Genomic DNA, 18,966 nt, shown 5'->3' on the forward strand with positions numbered 1-18,966 from the left:
TTGTCAGTTAACGCTAAACACCTGCTGCCATGGGTAGCTGCACAGCTGCTGGCAAAACCAGCTAAGCGCATTGCCTTGCTGTTGCTTATGCCAGGCCAGGTATAACTTAGCGCTGTCGCGCGGAATGGTGTGCTGCTTGGCAATGAGCTCGCCGCGGGCTAACTGCTGTTGTACCAGATGGCGTGGCAAGAAGCCGACCCCCAGGCCCTGTTGCTGGGCAGTAATTTTCTGTGCCAGGTTGGCGACCACCACTTGCTGACGGCTGTCGAACAGGCCACTGGATAGTTTTTGGCTGTCGATGGCTGAATCAGCGACGATTATTGCTGTTTCCTGCTGCACATCGGCCAGGGTCAACACTTTATCCAGTTGAGCCAGCCGGTGGTGCGGCGCCACGGCAAACACAAACTCCACTTCGCCCAATAACTGCAACTGATAAGCGCTGGTATGCTGGGTAGCTGGCAGCCCAATAGCAATATCGGCCCGGCCGGTATTCAGCGCTTCCCAGCCACCGGCCATTACTTCCTGCCGCAAAGCCACCCGGGTCAGTTTGCCCAGTTGCAAAAACTGGCTTATCAGGGCAAAAACCGGCTCGGCCGGCACCACACTGTCCAGTGCCAGGGTAAGCTCCGCTTCCCAGCCACTATCCAGTTGCTGCACGGCTTTTTGCAGTTGATCGGCAGCTTTAAGTAACTCGCGGCCCTGCTGCAACAGCAACTGACCGGCCGGGGTTAAGCGGGCTTTTTGCTTACTGCGGTCAAATAAGCTCACGCCAAGGTTTTGTTCCAGCTGAGACATAGTGTAACTGAGCGCCGACGGTACTTTGTACAATGCTTCGGCCGCGGCCGCAAAGCTACCTTTACGGTCAATTGCGTCGAGTGCCCGCAAGGCATCTAAATTAATCAATTGCTGCATCTTGTAATTTGCCTGCGTTAAGCCATTGAGGTCGGAAAGGCAGCCCGCGGCCGCCCATGGCATATTAATTCAAATTATTTGAACTAATAGTGCGAAAAGCTCCGCTTTTGTAAAAGCCAGTATAGCGCTATCTTTAACACATCGACAGGTTGTAAGCGGTCTGATAACCATAAACTCTTTATAGAACCATTAAATATTTTGACAGGTGACTTATGAAAACATTAATTGCGAAACTGACTTCTACTGATGCGGGCTGGTCGGCATTGGCATTACGTGTGCCGGTAGGTGTGATATTTGCTGCGCACGGCGCTCAGAAACTGTTTGGCTGGTTTGGCGGCTATGGCCTTGAAGGCACCGCCGGCTGGATGGACAGTATTGGCTTAAGCCCGGGCATGCTGATGGCATTTTTAGCCGGTGCTGCTGAGTTTTTTGGCGGCCTGGCATTAATCATCGGCTTATTAACCCGGCCGGCCGCAGCAGCTTTATCAATAGCGATGCTGGTCGCGATTTTTGCAGTGCATTTTGCAAACGGCCTGTTTATGGCCAACAACGGTTACGAATTTGGTTTAGCGCTATTGGCGGCCAGTGTCTCACTGCTGTTTAGCGGTGCAGGCAAATTGTCTGTTGATAAATTACTGGCCGGCAAACTGAATCGTTAATGGATGAGGCAATAACATACGCAGAACCTGACCGCATGGTGGCGGGCGTGTTGACGTAACAGCAGCAGGGATGCTGCGCAGGCTGAAGGGGCACAGGGATGTGATCCTTGAAGCCGGTGAAGTCAGTATGGCCGCCACCCTGCCTTTACACCGTAATAAGTGGCCAAGTTTTTTAATACAGGCTGTTTAGTAATATGGAGAACACAATGATTACCCTACGCAAAGCCGATGAACGCGGCAAAGCTGAATTTGGCTGGTTGAAAAGCCGCCACAGCTTTTCCTTTGGCAGCTATTACGACCCGGCACATATGGGTTTTTCAGCGCTACGAGTTATTAACGATGACTGGGTGGCCCCCGGCGCTGGCTTTGATAGCCACGGCCACCGCGATATGGAAATTATTACCGTGGTGCTGCAGGGCGCTATCGTCCATCAAGATTCCGCCGGCAATGAAAAAATCCTGCCGGCCGGTGAGTTTCAGTTAATGAGTGCCGGCAGCGGCGTGTACCATTCTGAATATAACGCCAGCCAGACGGAAGACCTGCGCTTTTTACAAATCTGGATTATGCCCGATCGGCAGGGTGGTGCGCCGGGTTATCAGCAGCAGCATTTTGCCAGTAAACCAGGATTAACTCTGATTGCCTCACCTGATGGCCGTGATGGCAGCTTAATGCTGAAACAGCAAGCGCACTTACTGCGCGTAAGTATCAGTGCTGACGAGCAACTTAACTACCCTGCAGCGGGACGCAAACTTTATCTGCATTTAATCAGCGGAGAATTAAAGGTAGATAACTTTACTGTCAATCCGGGTGACGGTGTCATGGTCAGTGACCAAACCGACCTGCAGCTAATGGCCACAGCAGATAGTGAAGCCTTGCTATTTAATTTGCCATTATGATTAAGCAGGCAGTTATCGTATCTCCCGGCATCAATGCAAAGTAGTGTTGCCGGGTATTACAGCTTACTGCTGATCGGCTGTCGGCAGATCGGTTTGTGAGTCAGTAGTCACATTTTGTGCCAGTAAAGCCGCGACCTGCTGCTCAAGTTGTTCAACCTTTTGCCGGGTGCGTAACAATACCTGGCGCTGTACATCAAATTCTTCACGACTGACAAAATCCAGGTTAGCCAGCTTTTGCTGCAGTACCTGCTTCACTTTGGCCTCAGTATCATCGGCAAACTGCTTTATTTGCGGTGGCAGCGCATTGCCAATTTGCTTAGCAATATCTTCAATTTTTTTGGGATCTAACATAATCGTCTCCTGTTACCCGGTCTGGCATAGTAATACGTCTATTCTACGGAGATAAATTCAGAACGCGAATGCTATTTGCCGCTTATTTTGGTTACAATGCCGGCCCCGGAATAAGGTATAGGTTATGCAGTTAAATTCGCAACAAAATGCCGCAGTAACGTATATTGCCGGCCCCTGTCTGGTGCTGGCCGGTGCGGGCAGTGGTAAAACCCGGGTCATTATCAATAAAATTGCTTATTTAATTCAGCAATGTCAGCTACCTGCCCGCCATATCGCTGCTGTTACCTTTACCAACAAAGCGGCGCGGGAAATGCGTGAGCGTATTCAGGCGCAGCTGCCGAAAACCGCAACCCGCGGCCTGACAATTTCTACTTTTCATACCCTTGGCCTGGAAATTATTAAAAAAGAGTACCGCCATATCGGCTATAAACCCAGTTTCAGCCTGTTTGACGATCAGGACAGTATGGCGTTGTTAAAAGAGCTGACCGCCAACGAGTTTCAGGGTGATAAAGACTTATTAAAAGCGCTGCAGAGTAAAATATCCGGCTGGAAAAATGATTTAACCCTGCCGGCGCTGGCGATCCAGCGCGCGAGCGACCCGCAAAGTATCAGCTTTGCCAATTACTATCAGCAATACAGCGACCAGTTAAAAGCCTATAACGCGCTGGATTTCGATGATCTTATTCTGATCCCGACGTTGCTGTTTCAGCACAATAATGAAGTCAGGCAAAAATGGCAGCAGAAGATCCAGTATTTGCTGGTCGATGAATACCAGGATACCAATACCAGCCAGTATGAGCTGGTTAAGGCACTGGTAGGTGAACGCCAGCGTTTTACCGTGGTCGGCGACGATGACCAGTCCATTTATTCCTGGCGCGGCGCCCGGCCGCAAAACCTGGTGTTGCTGAAAACTGATTTTCCGAATTTAAATGTGATTAAGCTGGAGCAGAATTACCGCTCGGCCGAGCGGATTTTAAAAGCGGCCAATATTCTGATCGCCAATAATCCGCATGAATTTGAAAAAAAGCTATTCAGTCAGAACAGTTATGGTGTGCCGCTCAGAGTACTGCCCTGCAAGCACGAAGAAGACGAAGCTGAAAAAGTGGTGGCCGAGATTATTTCGCACCGCTTTATTAACCGCAGCGAATACCGTGATTATGCTCTGCTGTATCGCGGTAACCATCAGGCCCGGGTATTTGAAAAAGCACTGATGACCAACCGGATCCCATATAAAATTTCCGGCGGCACCTCGTTTTTTGCCCGCAGTGAAATTAAAGACGTGATGGCTTATCTGCGACTGCTGGTAAACCAGGATGACGACAATGCTTTGCTGCGGATCATCAATGTGCCCCGCCGTGAAATTGGCGCAGCGACCTTGCAGCAGGTGGGTAATCTGGCTAACAGCAAAAATATCAGCCTGTTCGAAGCCTGCTGCGATATCGAATTGTCCATGCACTTATCAGCCCGGGCCCAGCAGGCGGTGCAGCAGTTTGCCAACTGGATAAACCAGGTAGCCGATAATGCCAAACGGGCCGACCCGGCTGAAGCAGTGCGCGATTTAATCCGGCAGAGCCACTATGAAGCCTGGTTGTTTGAAACCAGTAACAGCCCGAAAGCAGCTGAAATGGCGCTGAAAAATGTCAACGAGCTGTATCGCTGGATCAGCACCATGCTGGAGGGTGATGACGAGCATGAAGCCATGACCCTGCCAGAAGTGGTAACCCGCTTGACCCTGCGTGATATGATGGAGCGCCAGCAGCAGGAAGATAACGCCGATCAGGTGCAGTTGTTAACCTTGCATGCCTCAAAGGGTCTCGAGTTTCCCTATGTGTTTATGGTGGGTATGGAAGAGGGCTTATTACCGCATCAAAGCAGTATTGATGAAGATAACGTGGAAGAAGAACGACGGTTGGCGTATGTCGGGGTTACCCGGGCCCAGCGTGAACTGATATTCACTTACGCCAAAGAACGCCGCCAGTATGGTGAAGTAATACGGCCGGAACCCAGCCGCTTTTTACATGAATTACCGCAGGACGATCTGGAGTGGCAACAGGCAGCGCCGGTGAAAACCGAGCAGCAACGCCAGCAAACCGGCCAGGCCCATCTGGAGCGGCTGCGCCAGATGCTGAAAAAAGACTGACTAACCTACTCGGCGCCGAGTGCCCGCAGCATCTGGTCGCGCATTTTGTCCTGGAAGATGGCATAACGACCCCGCCCCAGCGCCTTGGCATGGTACATAGCGGCATCGGCGTCCCGTAACAATTGCTCACCGTTACTGTAATCGGCCTGCATCAGCGCGATGCCAACACTGACACCGGAATTTACCTGCTGGCCTTCCAGGTAATAAGGCTCACGGACCTTTTCTATAATCCGCTGGGCCACATCTTCTGCGTCATGTTCGCCCTGCAGGTTCTGCAGCAGCACCACAAATTCATCGCCGCCAAGCCGGGCTGCCAGATCGTGCTCACGTACCGCACTTAATATTCGTTTACTGGTTTCAATCAGAAAAGCGTCGCCAATATGATGGCCCAGCGTATCGTTAATCAGTTTGAAACGGTCTAAATCCAGAAACAGCAAGGCCATACCAATATCTGGCTGACGCTTATAAATGGCAAACTGGCGCTTAAGCTGTTCCAGAAACATCTGCCGGTTAGCCAGGCCGGTTAGCAAATCGTGGTTGGCTTCGTAAAACAACTTTTGCTCGGCTTTTTTACGCTCTTCTACCTGTAACCGCAGAAATAAATTGGTCTGCCGCAGCTCGCGGGTGCTTTCAAACACCTTGCGCTCAAGCTCTTCCTGATGCTGCTTTTGCTTCTCTGCGGCCAGCTTGCGCTGAATAGCGACGCCAATATGCTGGGAAACAAAACGTAATATACTCAGTTCCTGCTCGGTATAGTCATAAGCATTATCGTATGACTGTACGGCAATGACGCCGATCACCCGCTGATCTATCAGCAATGGCGCGCCTAACCAGCATGAAGACAATCGCGCGCGTTGCAGCGGATCAGCCATCCCGCGACGAATTTCACCCTCTGCCGCCAGTTGCTCGGCAGCATCAGTATTAATTAACCGCGCTTCAGCACAACGAATTACATATTCGGTAAAGCCACGACTGATAGGCCGCTCCCGGGCCGGCGGCGAATACTGATCCAGATAAAATGGAAAGGTCAGCTTGGTCTGATCGCTATTAAGCAGGGCGATATAACAGTTATCGGCTGACATCAGGCCTGACAGTACCTTGTGCACCGCTTTATAAAAGCTTTGCATATCCCGGCTACTGGCGGTCAGCTCAGATATTTCGTACAACGCGGCCTGCAGCCGTTCGGCATTGGTCCGCTCTTTAATCTCTTTTTGTAACGACTGATTAATTAACTGCAGTTGCTGGGTGCGTTCCTGCACGGTGAGCTCAAGCAACTCCCGGCTTTTTACCCGATCCAGCGCGGTAACAGTATGGCCGCCAATACTGAGGAACATCGCCAGTTCTTCATCACCATAGCGATAGTCACTGTCGTAAGTCTGAATGGCCATCACACCAATTAACTGTGAATCCCGCCATAGTGGAATGCCCATCCAGTGGGTACATTCTGAACCCTGGGCCCGGATATCACCATTAGCTACCATTGCATCAAACTGATCTTTGTCACATAGCAACGGCTTACCGGTTTTAGTGACGTAGCCGGTCAGACCGCTGGAGAACGCGGTAGAAGGCACCTGTTTAATATATTGCTGATCTTTCTCATCAGAAAAGTATTGCAGCTGGTACTGCTCTGTACTGGTGTCGTACAACACCACATAAAAATTTTCGGCATGCAGTAACTCCGACACCATCTTATGGATAGCCGGGTAAAACTCCCGCATATCACTGATGGTGCTGGCCAGTTCAGACAATTTTAACAACGCGCCCTGAATGGTATAAGCTTGCCGGTAACGACCAATCAGGGTGGTCAGCCGGCGGGCCTTGGCTTTTACTAGTTGGAGTTGTGATCCGTTTAGCTTCAACTTAATTCTGCTCTGCTTCTGCTGGCGTAGGAATAATCTTTATTATGCACAAAGTTTCGCCACATGGAAGTGATCGGACGTTAAACACACTATCTTGGGTGCCTTTTTTAAAAACAAAAGCCGTGCAAAGCACGGCTTTTGTTCTGGCAACGTCGCTGATTATTAAACGCCATCAATCATAAAACGGATGGCCGCAGCAATTTCGTCTTCGCTACAGGTAGCGCAAGTCCCCATTGCCGGCATATTGTTGAAGCCTTCAATCGAGTGCTTCAGCATAACATCAAAGCCCTGAGCGATCCGTGGTTTCCAGCTATCTGTACCGGGTTTCGGCGCATCAAGTGCACCCGTACCATGACAGGCAATACAGGCACCTTTGTAAACTTGCTCACCAGAACGCGGGCCACTGGCTTCAGCAGCAACTTCGGCTTGCTGACCGGCAATATATATCTGTCCTACCGGCGCGATACGCTTAGCTAATTCTTCGTTATTATCTGTACTGGCAGTTGCACCAACCGCAAGCAGTAACGACGCCAGCGCAAAAGTTAGTTTCTTCATTAAAAGTTTCCCATAGCTCAAGACAGAATGATATTGCTGCCATTATAGCCTGCAAGCTGTCGCAATTAAAAGACTGCAATGTCGATCTGACCTGCTGTTTTATTAAGCAACTCTGTTTTTGCTGATTACGGTTCCGGCTTCAGCCAGGATCAGCTGCACCTGAATTAGCTAACAGCCCGCTAAGCCCTGCCTGCTCTGGTTTATGCTTTTAGCTTCTTTAACAAGCCACTTTTAATAGCAAAATTATTTAAAACAACTGCTATGCAATAGTCCGGTTTGTGGTAGTCTAATCGACCTACTCAGTCAGGGAATGACCAGGTTGTCATCCTTCCCCCGACCCTGTAGAAAGTTTTTCCACAAAATGGATGTAAAAATAATAATAACAAGGGCGTTCGCGATTCCCCCTCGTTTACATTACAAATCATGCAGTTAGCCAATACAGATACCCATCATTTATTTAAATGCGTGGCTGTCTTCTATTAGTTTTACACAAAGTTATCCACAGCTTATTCGTTAAAATCTTCGAAGTACCGGGTACCACAATTGTGGCTGTCATCCGTCGGCTGTGGCATGCTATAGCAAATTTCTGCAGGACAGCTTAGCTATGGTTTACATCCCGAAAAATCCACTGATATTAGTAGATGGTTCGTCTTATTTATTCCGCGCTTACCATTCACCACCACATTTAACTAATTCACGGGGAGAAGCCACTGGTGCTATTTACGGGGTAATCAATATGCTGAAAAGCCTGTTGCGGCAGTACAGCCCCAGCCATATGGCGGTAGTATTTGATGCCAAAGGCCCGACGTTTCGCAACGATATGTTCAGTGAATATAAAGCACACCGGCCGGCAATGCCTGATGATTTACGCAGCCAGATTGAGCCCATTCATCAGATCGTGCGGGCCATGGGCTTACCGTTGCTGTGCATCAGTGGCGTGGAAGCTGATGATGTTATTGGTACCCTGGCTCGTCAGGCTAGCAGCGCCGGTCGGCACACCCTGATTTCTACCGGTGATAAAGATATGGCCCAGCTGGTAGATGGTCACGTTACATTGATCAACACGATGACTAACACCCTGCTCGATCCTGACTCTGTCGTCAGCAAATTCGGCGTAGGACCGGAAGCCATCATCGACTATCTGGCGCTGATGGGTGATAAAGTCGACAACATTCCGGGCCTGCCTGGTGTTGGTGAAAAAACGGCCGCAGCGCTGCTGCAGGGGCTGGGTTCGATTGAAAACATTTACCAGCAGCTGGATAAAGTCGCAGAGCTGAATTTCCGTGGAGCCAAAACTATGGCTGCCAAGCTCTCTGAGCACAAAGCACAACTGGAATTATCGTATCAGCTGGCGACGATTAAAACCGATGTGGAACTGAATTGTCAGCTGGATGATCTGGCAATTCAGCCGGCAGACCAACAGCAACTGGCTGAGTTATACCGCCATTGCGAGTTTAAACGCTGGCTGGCAGAAATTCTGCAGCAGAAGGCACCCGAGCTGCTGACCACCGCCGAACAGACACAGGCAGATGATCAGAATAATGCTGACGCAGAAGTGCCTGCAACCGTGACGCCAACGCTGGATCGCAGTCAATATAAAACTATTCTGAACCAGAAAGACTTTACAGAACTGCTGCAGTTGCTGGATAACGCCGAGCTGACCGCATTCGATACCGAAACCACCAGCCTGGACTATATGCAGGCAGAGCTGGTCGGCATGTCGTTTGCCATTGCCCCCGGTCAGGCCTGGTATCTGCCACTGGCGCATGATTATGTCGGCGCACCTGAGCAACTGAACCGTGAAGATGTGCTGGCTGCCCTGACACCCTGGCTGCAGAATAACAACAAGGCGAAAGTAGGTCAGAACCTGAAATACGATCGCAGCGTACTGGCCCGCTACGATATTATCCTGCAAGGTATCCGGTTCGATACCATGCTCGAATCCTATGTATTTAATTCTGTGGCCAGCCGGCATGATATGGACAGCCTGGCACTTAAATATCTGGGCCATAGTAATATCAGCTTTGAAGATATCGCCGGCAAAGGCGCCAAGCAACTGAGTTTTAATCAGATAGCGCTGGAACAGGCTGCGCCTTATGCAGCGGAAGATGCCGATGTTACCTTGCAATTACATCAGACACTGTGGCCGAAAATTGCAGCCGAGCCAGGTCTGGCCAAAGTACTTACAGAAATAGAAGTGCCTTTGCTGTCTGTGCTGAGTAAAATCGAACGCAATGGTGTGCTGATTGACAGCAAAGTGCTGGAGCGGCAAAGTCAGCAGCTGGCAAAGCGAATTGATGAGCTGGCTGAGCAGGCATATCAGCAGGCGGGTCAGACATTTAATATGGCGTCGCCCAAACAGTTGCAGGAAATACTGTTTAATCAGATGGGCTTGCCGGTACTTAAAAAGACGCCGGGCGGCACGCCGTCTACTGCCGAAGACGTTTTAGCAGAACTGGCGCTGGAATATGACTTCCCCAAACTTATTACCGAGCACCGTGGCTTAAGCAAATTAAAATCAACCTATACCGATAAACTGCCAAAAGTGATTAATCCGGCAACCGGCCGGGTGCATACTTCTTATCATCAGGCGATAGCTGCCACCGGCCGCTTGAGCTCAACTGAGCCGAACCTGCAGAATATTCCCATTCGCAGTGAAGAGGGCCGGCGCATTCGCCAGGCTTTTATCGCACCTGAGGGTAAAAAAATTCTGGCGATCGACTATTCGCAAATTGAATTAAGGATTATGGCGCATTTATCGGGTGATAACGCGTTACTCGAAGCTTTTGCCAAAGGTTTAGATGTGCACAAAGCCACTGCCGCTGAAGTATTTGGGGTCGGGCTCAGCGATGTCAGCAGCGAACAACGGCGTCAGGCAAAAGCGGTAAACTTCGGCCTTATTTATGGCATGTCGGCTTTTGGTCTGGCCAAACAGCTGGGCATTAGTCGCAGCGACGCACAAAATTACGTTAACCGCTATTTTGATCGGTTCCCGGGCGTACTGCGCTATATGGAAGATACCCGTAAACAGGCGCATGAGCTGGGCTATGTTGAGACTTTGTTCGGCCGCCGGCTTTATCTACCCGATATTAATGCCCGCAATATGGGCCGGCAGAAAGCCGCTGAACGTGCAGCAATTAATGCTCCGATGCAGGGCACTGCTGCCGACATTATTAAAATGGCGATGATCAAAGTGGACAACTGGCTAGCTAGCCAGCCAAATAATGATCTGAAAATGATTATGCAGGTCCACGATGAACTGGTATTTGAAGTACCCGCCGCTGATTTAGCTGCAGTGCAAACTGAATTAGTCAGTATTATGGAAAGTGCCGCCAGTTTAAAGGTGCCATTACTGGCTGAAGCAGGCAGCGGCGATAATTGGGATCAGGCTCATTAGTGAAAGTAGCATGTCTGCATGGTAATTTAATTACAGAAACAAACTAAACAGGCTTAATTTTTATTTTTTTGTAGTTTTATTACATAAAAACTTGCAATTGCCGGCTGAGTGGTTAAAATTTGTCGGGTAGGGTACAGAGGTAAGATGTTCTATCTTTCAGCGCCACGCCAGCATGGCAGGCTATAGAAAGTAGGCTTATTTAGCCGCCCCGCTGTTTTACAGCGGGGCGTTTTTTTATCTGAAAACCGCCAGTACAGCTGAACTAGCCCGGCTTGAAGTGAAATTAAACAATATTTTTTAGAGCAAATACTTTAAACAGGCAGAATTTATTGTATAATGGCGCCGTCTTAGCGATAAGACACCCTGTTGATTTGAATTATTAGCTTCTCCCCGATTGCTATAACCGACACTTTGCAGTGTCGGTTTTTTTATAGCTGACGTTTTTACCCTGGCGAATTTGCATTACTGTCAGCGCTGAACCAGTTATCCAGCGTCTGTTCAAATTCAGTCATGCCAATTTTAGTTAACGAACTGAACATGTGTACCGTCACATCTCCCATAAACGCCAACGCGGCTTCCCGCACTTCCAGTAAGGTTTTTTTGCGGGGGCCGGGTGAGAGCTTATCGGCCTTGGTCAGCAGAATAAGTACCGGTAACTCACTTTGAACCGCCCAGTGTACCAGCTGCTGATCTAAATCTTTCAGTGGATGGCGAATATCCATCAGCACCACCAACCCCTGCAAACTTTGCCGCTGTTCCAGATATTGCGACAGTGATTTTTGCCACTTTTCCTTTACCGCCAGTGGCACTTTGGCAAAACCGTAGCCTGGTAAATCAATCAGTCTTTTGTTCTCGGCAAAGACAAAGGTATTAATAAGCTGAGTCCGGCCCGGGGTTTTACTGGTACGGGCTAAACTATTTTGCCGGGTCAGCGTATTTAATGCACTGGATTTTCCTGCATTGGACCGACCGGCAAAAGCAACTTCAATACCGGTGTCGGCTGGTAATGCCTTAATATCCGGTGCGCTGGTTAAAAAAGTAGCTTGTTGATAATTGAATTTTGCTTTGTACACTGCCTGCTCCGGCGGTTAAATTTGGGCCATTGTAACGGATCTGGCGGATCGGAAGAAGCTTTTGCAACGCAGATGGGATTTTACTTTGGGCAGTTTCGTGTAAAATGGCTGCACTAATTCTTATAAACTTACTTGGTTGCCAGTTTGCTGGCGGTTTAATGCGGACAGAGACGGATATAAAATGAAAAAACTCGTACTTCCACTGACGCTGTTAATCGGTTTAATCGGTACAGCTCATGCCTTTGACGGTGATGCTGAAGCAGGCAAAGCTAAATCGACCACCTGTGTAGCCTGTCATGGCACAGATGGCAACAGCATGGTAGATATTTATCCAAAAATTGCCGGCCAGCATGCTGAGTACCTGTATAAACAGTTAACGGACTATAAGCTGGGTATGGCAACAGGAGGCAAAGAAGGCCGCAACAATCCAATCATGTTTGGGATGGTCGCGCCACTATCAGATCAGGATATGAAAGATCTGGCAGCCTATTTTGCTTCGCAAAGTATGAGCAACGGCACCACTCCTGAAGATGTGATTGCCAAAGGCCAGCAGTTATACCGGGGTGGTGATGAAGCTCGGGGTATTGCTGCTTGTATTGCATGTCATGGCCCCCGTGGCGTTGGCACCAGTCTGGCGGGCTTTCCCAAAATTTCCAGCCAGCATGCCTCTTATCTGAAAGCAACCCTGTTAGAATTTCGTGCCGGCACCCGTGCCAACGACATGAATGGTATGATGGGTGACATTGCCAGAAAACTGACCGATGAAGATATTGAAGTGCTGTCACAGTATTTAGGCGGTCTGCACTGATTTCTCCGCTGTTGACGGGGCTACTGCCCCGTCACTCCCCCCTTTCTGTGAGATATTTCTTACAAAGCTGTAAGCAATCTGCCAAATCGAAAAAAATATTGAACTTTTCTGATATTGCCACTGAAAAATAACCAACTGATTTAAATAGTAAAACTGAATATGCAGCCAGTAAAATTGCATTTTTTTTCAGCAAAGGCTTGTCATCTGCTCAGATCAGAGTAAATTAAACCCAGTTACGTTTAGTAACAAATAACAACAGGGAACTGCGCAAGCGGCAAGGAAGTAAGTGCCGGTATCGGTACACTCTATTTGGCATCAGGAAGGTGCATAGCGTTGCAAAACGCCCATGGATGAGTAATAAAGTACCAGGATGGTCGTGAAGAAGAAAATATTATACAGGGAAGATAAGCAACAATATATGGAACTTGTATTAACAGGGTCGTTGTAAACGCATCAGGATGATTTAGCGAAATTGAGAGAAGTGTCCACCTAGACACAAGTATACGGGGCGATAAGGCTATCTTATCGCCCTTTTGTTTTTTACAATAACCCCATGTCAGAATCTGCTGCTTCTCTGAGGTCACCTAAGGCAATGTCTGCGCTTTCACCCTGTCCACTTTGCCAGGCCCCCACTACCGATTTTTATCATCAGGATAAGCAGCGCTGCTACTTCCGCTGCGATGTTTGCGCTCTGGTCTTTGCCGACAGAACCTGTCTGCTTAGCAGCCAGGCCGAATATGCCCAGTACCTGTTGCACAACAATGATCTGAATGACGCTGGTTACCGGCAATTCCTCAGCAGACTAAGCGAGCCGTTACTTGCCCGGTTAGCCGGCGCTGGCTCATCTGCTGGCCATTCTGCTGGCTATAGTGGTCTTGATTTTGGCTGTGGACCGGGTCCGTTACTAGCCAGCATGCTGACAGAGGCCGGTCAACAGATGCAGGTATGGGATCCATACTTTGCTGATAATCCGGCGGCATTGCAGCAACAATACGATTTTATCTGTTGCAGCGAGGCGATTGAACATTTTGTTAATCCACAACACGAGTGGCAACTCTGGCTGCAGCTGCTTAAACCGGCTGGTTTGCTGGCAATAATGACCAAGCGCTATACCGATTTAGCGGCGTTTCGTCACTGGCACTACAAAAATGACCCGACGCATGTCAGCTTTTTTCATCAGGACACGTTCGGTTGGCTGGCTGCCCGGCACAAAATGAGCGCCGACTTTGTGACGAATGATGTGGTGATCCTGCAGAAAACTGGTTAAAATACGCGCCCTTTTTTACAGGTATCCTGTTATGACGCGTCAAAAGAAAAGTCGTAGTACCGGCAACAATGGCCAACGCCATATGCCTGCAGCAGAAGCTCGCAAACTGCGCCAGCCCAAAGAAGAAACCAAGAAAAAAGGCGCGGGCAAAAAATCCGGCAGCCGTAACGCCATTGTTGAATACAAGGCAGAGCAGCAAACGGGACACAGTGGGCCGAAAGACCCCAGAACCGGCAGTAAAAAACCGATAGCACTGGTCGCTGAACCGGCTGTCGCCCCGCAATTAAAGCCTGATATGCAACCAAAAGCCAGATTAACTAAAGCCGTGGTGCCTGGCTTGAGTGCAGCTGAAGAACTGGCAATGATTGAAAACGACACGCTGTTGCAACAGTTGCTGGAGCGGGTTGAAAATAATGAAGTGCTGACCGGAAAAGACGCTAAGTATTTTAACGCCAAAACCGCCAGACTTGAGCAACTGCTGGAGCAACTTGGGTTGGCAGAACCAACTGGCGCTGCAGAAGAAGACGATCCGCTGGCCCAGTTCGAGCGTATTGACTGGCGTAAGTCTATTTTAGGTGATGAGGATTAATGCAAAACCCCTGGATAATAACGCTGGTTAGTTTAGCACTGCTGATTATTGCGGGCCTGGCATTCTATGCCGGTAAGCTGTTGTGGTTACTGCAACAACAGAAAAAGCAACAGTCACAGCAGGCCCAGAAGCAGCAACAGCAGCAGTTACAGAATCAACTTTATGTTGAACAAAGCATTTATACTATCTGTAAGGCGGTGGACGCCGGCCAGTGTGAGCTGTCGGAGGGTGCATTGCGGGTGTGGGTGTTACTGAACCGGCTGCCAGAACAACAGCAGGGGCCGCTGGCCACAGATTACCCGGGTATATTTCAGATGTATCAGGTAATTAAAGACATGCCCACGCATCAGGCCAGAAAACAGCAAAGTAAGCAAGCAACGGCAGCGCAGGATAAGCAGCGGTTGCAGGCTGAACAGGATTTAGCAGCGCAAATAATGGCCGAGACCAGTAAATTATTGCAGCGTTTTAAGCCAGCTTAAGTAATTGTGTACCTACGCTGGCGTAATGCTGACAGCAGAGTAGCCAGCTTAGCTGCGTCGCAATATTACTGCTTGTAAACCTTACCGGCTTTCATGACAAAACTCACTTCGCCCATCAGCCCGATGTTCTGCAGCGGATCGCCGGGCACGGCAATAATATCAGCAATTTTACCTTTACTGATGCTGCCTAACTCTGCTTCTGCACCCAGTAACTTCGCGCCCTCAATCGTGGCAGACTGAATAGCGGCCATTGCCGGCATACCCGCTTCTGTCATATAAATAAACTCCCGCCAGTTCTCACCATGCGGAAACACGCCGGCATCAGTACCAAAGGCAATTTTCACCCCGGCCTGATAAGCCTTACCAAAAGTTTGCTGAATTAAACCACCAATACTGGCTGCTTTGGGTCGCACCAACTCGGGAAAGAAACCGTTAATGGCCGCTTTTTCTGCCGCCCATTTACCGGCACTGATGGTAGGAACATAATAGGTGCCATGCTTGCGCATCAAAGCAAAGGTTTGTTCATCCATAAAGGTGCCATGTTCAATAGAATCGACGCCGGCTTTGATGGCCCGCTCCATCCCCTCTTTGCCGTGAGCATGTACCGCGACTTTCATATCGTAATCTTTCGCTGTCTCCACCACAGCTACCAGCTCGGCATCGGTAAATTGCGGATTGCTGCCACTTTTGGCCACGCTGAGTACACCACCGGTTGCAGTAATCTTAATTAAATCAGAGCCTTCTTTATAACGTTGCCGCACTGCTTTGCGCGCATCATCAGCGCCGTTGATCACGCCTTCTTTCGGGCCAGGGTTGCCCATCTGATTAAACGCCACACCATTGGTCGGGTCTGCATGACCGCCAGTGGTGGCAATAGACTTACCTGCCGCATATATTCTTGGCCCATCCACATAGCCCTGAGCAATAGCCTTACGCAACGCCACACTGATATGGTGCTGATCACCAAGCTCACGCACAGTGGTAAAACCGGTCAGTAAGGTTTTCTCTGCGAAAACTGCACCGCGAAGCGCAAAGTCAGCTTCGTTCATGCGCTGGCCTTCGCTATAGACAGTGGGGCTGAACTGAGTATAAAAGTGGGTGTGCATATCCATTAAGCCCGGCAGCACAGTATGCTGTGACAGATCAATCAGGATGTCGCCAGCTGCTGGCTGGCGAAAACCGGCTGCCAGCGATGAGATTTTATCGCCATCAACAGTAATGGTGTATTCGGTCAACACTTTACCAGCTTCAACATCAATCAGCTTACCGGCGTGGATCAGTGTTGCGGCACTGACAGCACTAGCGTTGATACTCAGACAAATGGCGACGGACAGTACAGCTTGACGCATAGTAGGGTTTCCTTTTAGTGATTTTCATACTGTGCACCTGCTGTTAAGCGCTTAGCAACAACGCTGCGATACAGCCCATATTTTGTACGTTGAACTGCCAGATCAGGCCAGTACGCCCAGCGTAAATGGGTAGCCTGCGCTTTTCAGCTGATAATGACTGGCGCCATCACAGTAAACTTCGCTGCACTGCTCAATCAGCTGGTAATAGGTATTGCGGTTTAAACGGGCAGACAAGCCCCGCCATAATTGCAAATAGGGTAACTGTTGCCGCTCAAACTGTTTTAAGCGCAGCGGATACTGCGGCGTAACACTGACTGCGTCACCAATATTTGTGGTAAGGGTCAGCAGGGGCCCGTTTACTGTATTCTGCCATTGACTGGCAACCACCAGAAAAGGCGCGTCTTCAACTTCGATCCGTACTTTTTCGACCGGTGTTTGCAGATAATATTGTTGCTGCTGGCAAATAAGCACAGACGCAAATAACCGTACCATAGGCTGACGGCGTATTTCACTGCCCTGATATAACCAGCGACCGTCGGCAGTGATTAACAACGGTAAATCGCCACAGAACTTGGGTTGCCAGCTTTCTACCGGTGCCAGATCCGGACATTGAAGTTGCTGTTGCAGGGACGCTAAATCCATTTCAGTATGGGTTTTTGTTGCAAGTGATCTTAACAATAGAGGGCAGACGTAACAGGGTCAAGCCTGTGACTGTTGTACCAGGCGATCCCGGCAAGCAGAAGCAGAGTGGGGTGACTGATGGGGCTCGAACCCACGACAACCGGAATCACAATCCGGGGCTCTACCAACTGAGCTACAGTCACCGCAGTGTATGCGGGATATTTTAGCTAAAATTGCTGCGCCAACCAAGTTTTTTTACTTAAAGCATGCACTGGCGTACCATCACCGGACTAAGATTGCTAAACTTGCGCTGATATTACGTTTTAATAAGGAATGGGTAATGGAAGAGATAACGACATTTTATCAGGAAAATCACGAGGTCGTACTGGGCTATCTACTGCAACTGGTAGCCGCTATTGTTATTTTCTATATTGGCCGGATTGTCGCCAAAGGAGTCTCACGGTTGCTGGAACGCGGTCTGCTTGCCCGCTCTGTTGATAAAGCCGTGGTCGCGTTTCTGGTCAGTATTGTTTATGCCATAATTCTTATTGCCACTATTCTGATGGCCTTGTCGCAACTGGGAGTGCAAACAACCGCCTTTATCGCCATTCTGGGTGCTGCCGGTCTGGCTATTGGCCTGGCATTGCAGGGGTCATTAGCCAATTTTGCCTCTGGCATTCTGATTATTTTGTTCCGGCCCTTTAAAGCCGGCGACTTTATCGAGGGCGGTGGTGTCAGCGGCACGGTCGAAAAAATAGAGATTTTCCAGACACAAATGAAAACCCCGGACAACAAGCGGGTTATCGTGCCAAACGCCCAAATCACCAGCAACCCTATCACCAACTACTCTGCCGAACCTATCCGCCGGGTCGATCTGGTGATTGGTATCAGCTACGATTCAGACTTATTACTGGCGAAAAAAACATTAGAAGAAATTCTGCAAAATGACGAGAGGGTGCTGGCCGACCCGGAATTCAGCATTAAAGTAGCAGCGCTGGCCGACTCTTCTGTTAATTTAAATGTCCGGCCCTGGGTAAACTCAGCCGATTACTGGGGTGTTTACTGGGATACCCTGGAAAAAGTGAAACTGATCTTTGACGAGAAAGGCATCGGTATCCCATTCCCGCAAATGGACGTGCATTTAATTAAAGAGCAAACTGAAAATAAGGAGTAAGCATGAAGCTTTTCACTGTACTGGCGCTGGGCAGCCTGGCTGTCAGCAGCGCCCTCAGTGCGCAGGAAGCCGGCAACGATGACGATAAAGTGTGGCAAACCTCAGCTGAATTAGGCGCCATAACCACGTCAGGGAATACTGTCGGCACGTCAATTACCGGTAAAATTGATGCCCGGCAGGAACTGGAGCAATGGAGCAATCAGTATATCGTCAGTGCTTATTTTAAAGAGGATGAAAAAACCGATGCTGACGGTAATACCGTAACCGAACGCTCTGCCGAGCGTTATCTTATTTCGGCCAAAGGTGCCTATAAACTGGATACCGAACACGATAATTTATTTATCATTGGCTCGCATACCAGCGATAAATTTGGTGCCTTTGAAAAATATAATACGGTAGCTGTAGGTTATGGTACCCGGATTTATGACGCTGAAACACAACATCTGGATGTAGAAATAGGTCCGGGTTATTTCAGTGGTAAACGGGCGACCGGTGAGTCAGAAAGCGGGCTTATTGTCCGTGGCGCAGCGGCCTTCAACTGGCAAATCAGTGAATCGGCAGCTTTTAGTCAGACCCTGAGTGTAGAGTACGGTGAAGACAATACCCGTACCATTGCCGAAACCTCAGTGACGGCGAAAATAAATGGTGCCATGCAAATGAAAGCTGCCTTTCTGGTGCAGAACGATTCTGATGTGCAGCCAAATAAAGAAAACACTGACACCCAAACCTCGCTTACCCTGGTCTATTCTTTTTAGTCTTATCGCGCCTTAGCCGGCTTCCCCGGCTAAGGCATTATTATTTAATGAGAATTTAATCAAATAAGTTTTTTAATTTTAA

Annotated in this window: 17 protein-coding genes and 1 tRNA gene; 10 read left to right on the forward strand and 8 right to left on the reverse strand. The window is 49.2% G+C overall.

Annotation, left to right across the window (positions count from 1 at the left end; all coding sequences use genetic code 11):
- Positions 1 to 3: 3 nt before the first annotated feature.
- Positions 4 to 912, reverse strand: a complete 909-nt coding sequence (locus R3187_RS05730; RefSeq protein WP_318965747.1) for a LysR family transcriptional regulator — start codon at positions 910 to 912, stop codon at positions 4 to 6.
- Positions 913 to 1,124: 212 nt separating this feature from the next.
- Here R3187_RS05730 and R3187_RS05735 point away from each other — a divergent pair, with 212 nt between their 5' ends.
- Positions 1,125 to 1,571, forward strand: coding sequence for a DoxX family protein (locus R3187_RS05735; RefSeq protein ID WP_318965748.1), 447 nt, complete (start codon positions 1,125 to 1,127; stop codon positions 1,569 to 1,571).
- A 206-nt stretch (positions 1,572 to 1,777) separates the two neighbouring features.
- Positions 1,778 to 2,467, forward strand: coding sequence for a pirin family protein (locus R3187_RS05740; RefSeq protein ID WP_318965749.1), 690 nt, complete (start codon positions 1,778 to 1,780; stop codon positions 2,465 to 2,467).
- A gap of 63 nt (positions 2,468 to 2,530) precedes the next feature.
- Here R3187_RS05740 and ubiK read toward each other — a convergent pair whose 3' ends face one another.
- Positions 2,531 to 2,818: a ubiquinone biosynthesis accessory factor UbiK gene (gene ubiK / locus R3187_RS05745; RefSeq protein WP_290620586.1), complete on the reverse strand. Its 288-nt coding sequence runs from the start codon at positions 2,816 to 2,818 to the stop codon at positions 2,531 to 2,533.
- A 124-nt stretch (positions 2,819 to 2,942) separates the two neighbouring features.
- On the opposite strand from ubiK, the gene rep reads away from it, so the two are divergent.
- The gene (gene rep / locus R3187_RS05750; protein WP_318965750.1) at positions 2,943 to 4,958 is read left to right on the forward strand and encodes a DNA helicase Rep; all 2,016 of its coding nucleotides are present in this window, start codon (positions 2,943 to 2,945) and stop codon (positions 4,956 to 4,958) included.
- A gap of 5 nt (positions 4,959 to 4,963) precedes the next feature.
- On the opposite strand, the gene R3187_RS05755 is transcribed toward rep, so the two are convergent.
- Positions 4,964 to 6,817 carry a diguanylate cyclase domain-containing protein gene (locus R3187_RS05755; protein ID WP_318965751.1) on the reverse strand — a complete coding sequence of 618 codons (1,854 nt, stop codon included), beginning with the start codon at positions 6,815 to 6,817 and terminating at the stop codon, positions 4,964 to 4,966.
- Positions 6,818 to 6,979: 162 nt separating this feature from the next.
- Complete coding sequence (locus tag R3187_RS05760) at positions 6,980 to 7,372, reverse strand: c-type cytochrome (RefSeq protein WP_318965752.1); 393 nt, start codon at positions 7,370 to 7,372, stop codon at positions 6,980 to 6,982.
- A gap of 604 nt (positions 7,373 to 7,976) precedes the next feature.
- On the opposite strand from R3187_RS05760, the gene polA reads away from it, so the two are divergent.
- On the forward strand, positions 7,977 to 10,769 hold the full coding sequence (gene polA, locus R3187_RS05765; RefSeq protein WP_318965753.1) for a DNA polymerase I: 2,793 nt from the start codon (positions 7,977 to 7,979) through the stop codon (positions 10,767 to 10,769).
- Between the two features lie 443 nt (positions 10,770 to 11,212).
- Here polA and yihA read toward each other — a convergent pair whose 3' ends face one another.
- Positions 11,213 to 11,842, reverse strand: a complete 630-nt coding sequence (gene yihA / locus R3187_RS05770; protein WP_318965754.1) for a ribosome biogenesis GTP-binding protein YihA/YsxC — start codon at positions 11,840 to 11,842, stop codon at positions 11,213 to 11,215.
- Positions 11,843 to 12,023: 181 nt separating this feature from the next.
- Between yihA and R3187_RS05775 the strand changes: the two genes are divergently transcribed.
- The 4 genes from R3187_RS05775 (at position 12,024) to R3187_RS05790 (ending at position 14,985) form a co-directional block, all read left to right on the forward strand.
- Positions 12,024 to 12,650, forward strand: coding sequence for a c-type cytochrome (locus R3187_RS05775; RefSeq protein ID WP_318965755.1), 627 nt, complete (start codon positions 12,024 to 12,026; stop codon positions 12,648 to 12,650).
- 592 nt (positions 12,651 to 13,242) lie between these two features.
- Positions 13,243 to 13,917 carry a class I SAM-dependent methyltransferase gene (locus tag R3187_RS05780; protein ID WP_318965756.1) on the forward strand — a complete coding sequence of 225 codons (675 nt, stop codon included), beginning with the start codon at positions 13,243 to 13,245 and terminating at the stop codon, positions 13,915 to 13,917.
- Between the two features lie 31 nt (positions 13,918 to 13,948).
- Positions 13,949 to 14,506 carry a Der GTPase-activating protein YihI gene (gene yihI, locus R3187_RS05785; RefSeq protein WP_318965757.1) on the forward strand — a complete coding sequence of 186 codons (558 nt, stop codon included), beginning with the start codon at positions 13,949 to 13,951 and terminating at the stop codon, positions 14,504 to 14,506.
- A complete protein-coding gene (locus R3187_RS05790; protein WP_318965758.1) occupies positions 14,506 to 14,985 on the forward strand; it encodes a DUF2489 domain-containing protein in 480 nt (159 codons plus the stop codon). Before yihI ends, R3187_RS05790 begins: the two co-directional genes overlap by 1 nt.
- Before the next feature lie 65 nt (positions 14,986 to 15,050).
- Here R3187_RS05790 and R3187_RS05795 read toward each other — a convergent pair whose 3' ends face one another.
- The 3 genes from R3187_RS05795 to R3187_RS05805 form a co-directional block, all read right to left on the reverse strand.
- On the reverse strand, positions 15,051 to 16,334 hold the full coding sequence (locus tag R3187_RS05795) for an amidohydrolase family protein (protein ID WP_318965759.1): 1,284 nt from the start codon (positions 16,332 to 16,334) through the stop codon (positions 15,051 to 15,053).
- Between the two features lie 102 nt (positions 16,335 to 16,436).
- Positions 16,437 to 16,976, reverse strand: a complete 540-nt coding sequence (locus R3187_RS05800) for a DUF1285 domain-containing protein (protein WP_318965760.1) — start codon at positions 16,974 to 16,976, stop codon at positions 16,437 to 16,439.
- A gap of 106 nt (positions 16,977 to 17,082) precedes the next feature.
- Positions 17,083 to 17,158 (reverse strand) — tRNA-His (locus R3187_RS05805).
- A 137-nt stretch (positions 17,159 to 17,295) separates the two neighbouring features.
- Between R3187_RS05805 and R3187_RS05810 the strand changes: the two genes are divergently transcribed.
- Both R3187_RS05810 and R3187_RS05815 read left to right on the forward strand, forming a co-directional pair.
- Positions 17,296 to 18,129, forward strand: a complete 834-nt coding sequence (locus tag R3187_RS05810; protein WP_318965761.1) for a mechanosensitive ion channel family protein — start codon at positions 17,296 to 17,298, stop codon at positions 18,127 to 18,129.
- A gap of 2 nt (positions 18,130 to 18,131) precedes the next feature.
- Positions 18,132 to 18,884: a DUF481 domain-containing protein gene (locus tag R3187_RS05815; protein WP_318965762.1), complete on the forward strand. Its 753-nt coding sequence runs from the start codon at positions 18,132 to 18,134 to the stop codon at positions 18,882 to 18,884.
- Positions 18,885 to 18,966: the final 82 nt, after the last annotated feature.

Source organism: Arsukibacterium sp. (assembly GCF_033721375.1).
Classification (GTDB): Bacteria; Pseudomonadota; Gammaproteobacteria; order Enterobacterales; family Alteromonadaceae; genus Alishewanella.

Excerpts from the sequence above, each read along its gene's own strand:
- R3187_RS05790 (WP_318965758.1), top strand. The coding sequence starts at position 14,506 with ATGCAAAACCCCTGGATAATAACGCTGGTTAGTTTAGCACTGCTGATT.
- R3187_RS05760 (WP_318965752.1), bottom strand. The coding sequence starts at position 7,372 with ATGAAGAAACTAACTTTTGCGCTGGCGTCGTTACTGCTTGCGGTTGGT.
- R3187_RS05810 (WP_318965761.1), top strand. The coding sequence starts at position 17,296 with ATGGAAGAGATAACGACATTTTATCAGGAAAATCACGAGGTCGTACTG.
- rep (WP_318965750.1), top strand. The coding sequence starts at position 2,943 with ATGCAGTTAAATTCGCAACAAAATGCCGCAGTAACGTATATTGCCGGC.
- polA (WP_318965753.1), top strand. The coding sequence starts at position 7,977 with ATGGTTTACATCCCGAAAAATCCACTGATATTAGTAGATGGTTCGTCT.
- R3187_RS05795 (WP_318965759.1), bottom strand. The coding sequence starts at position 16,334 with ATGCGTCAAGCTGTACTGTCCGTCGCCATTTGTCTGAGTATCAACGCT.
- yihI (WP_318965757.1), top strand. The coding sequence starts at position 13,949 with ATGACGCGTCAAAAGAAAAGTCGTAGTACCGGCAACAATGGCCAACGC.
- R3187_RS05735 (WP_318965748.1), top strand. The coding sequence starts at position 1,125 with ATGAAAACATTAATTGCGAAACTGACTTCTACTGATGCGGGCTGGTCG.
- R3187_RS05730 (WP_318965747.1), bottom strand. The coding sequence starts at position 912 with ATGCAGCAATTGATTAATTTAGATGCCTTGCGGGCACTCGACGCAATT.
- R3187_RS05780 (WP_318965756.1), top strand. The coding sequence starts at position 13,243 with ATGTCTGCGCTTTCACCCTGTCCACTTTGCCAGGCCCCCACTACCGAT.
- R3187_RS05740 (WP_318965749.1), top strand. The coding sequence starts at position 1,778 with ATGATTACCCTACGCAAAGCCGATGAACGCGGCAAAGCTGAATTTGGC.
- ubiK (WP_290620586.1), bottom strand. The coding sequence starts at position 2,818 with ATGTTAGATCCCAAAAAAATTGAAGATATTGCTAAGCAAATTGGCAAT.
- R3187_RS05815 (WP_318965762.1), top strand. The coding sequence starts at position 18,132 with ATGAAGCTTTTCACTGTACTGGCGCTGGGCAGCCTGGCTGTCAGCAGC.
- R3187_RS05800 (WP_318965760.1), bottom strand. The coding sequence starts at position 16,976 with ATGGATTTAGCGTCCCTGCAACAGCAACTTCAATGTCCGGATCTGGCA.
- R3187_RS05775 (WP_318965755.1), top strand. The coding sequence starts at position 12,024 with ATGAAAAAACTCGTACTTCCACTGACGCTGTTAATCGGTTTAATCGGT.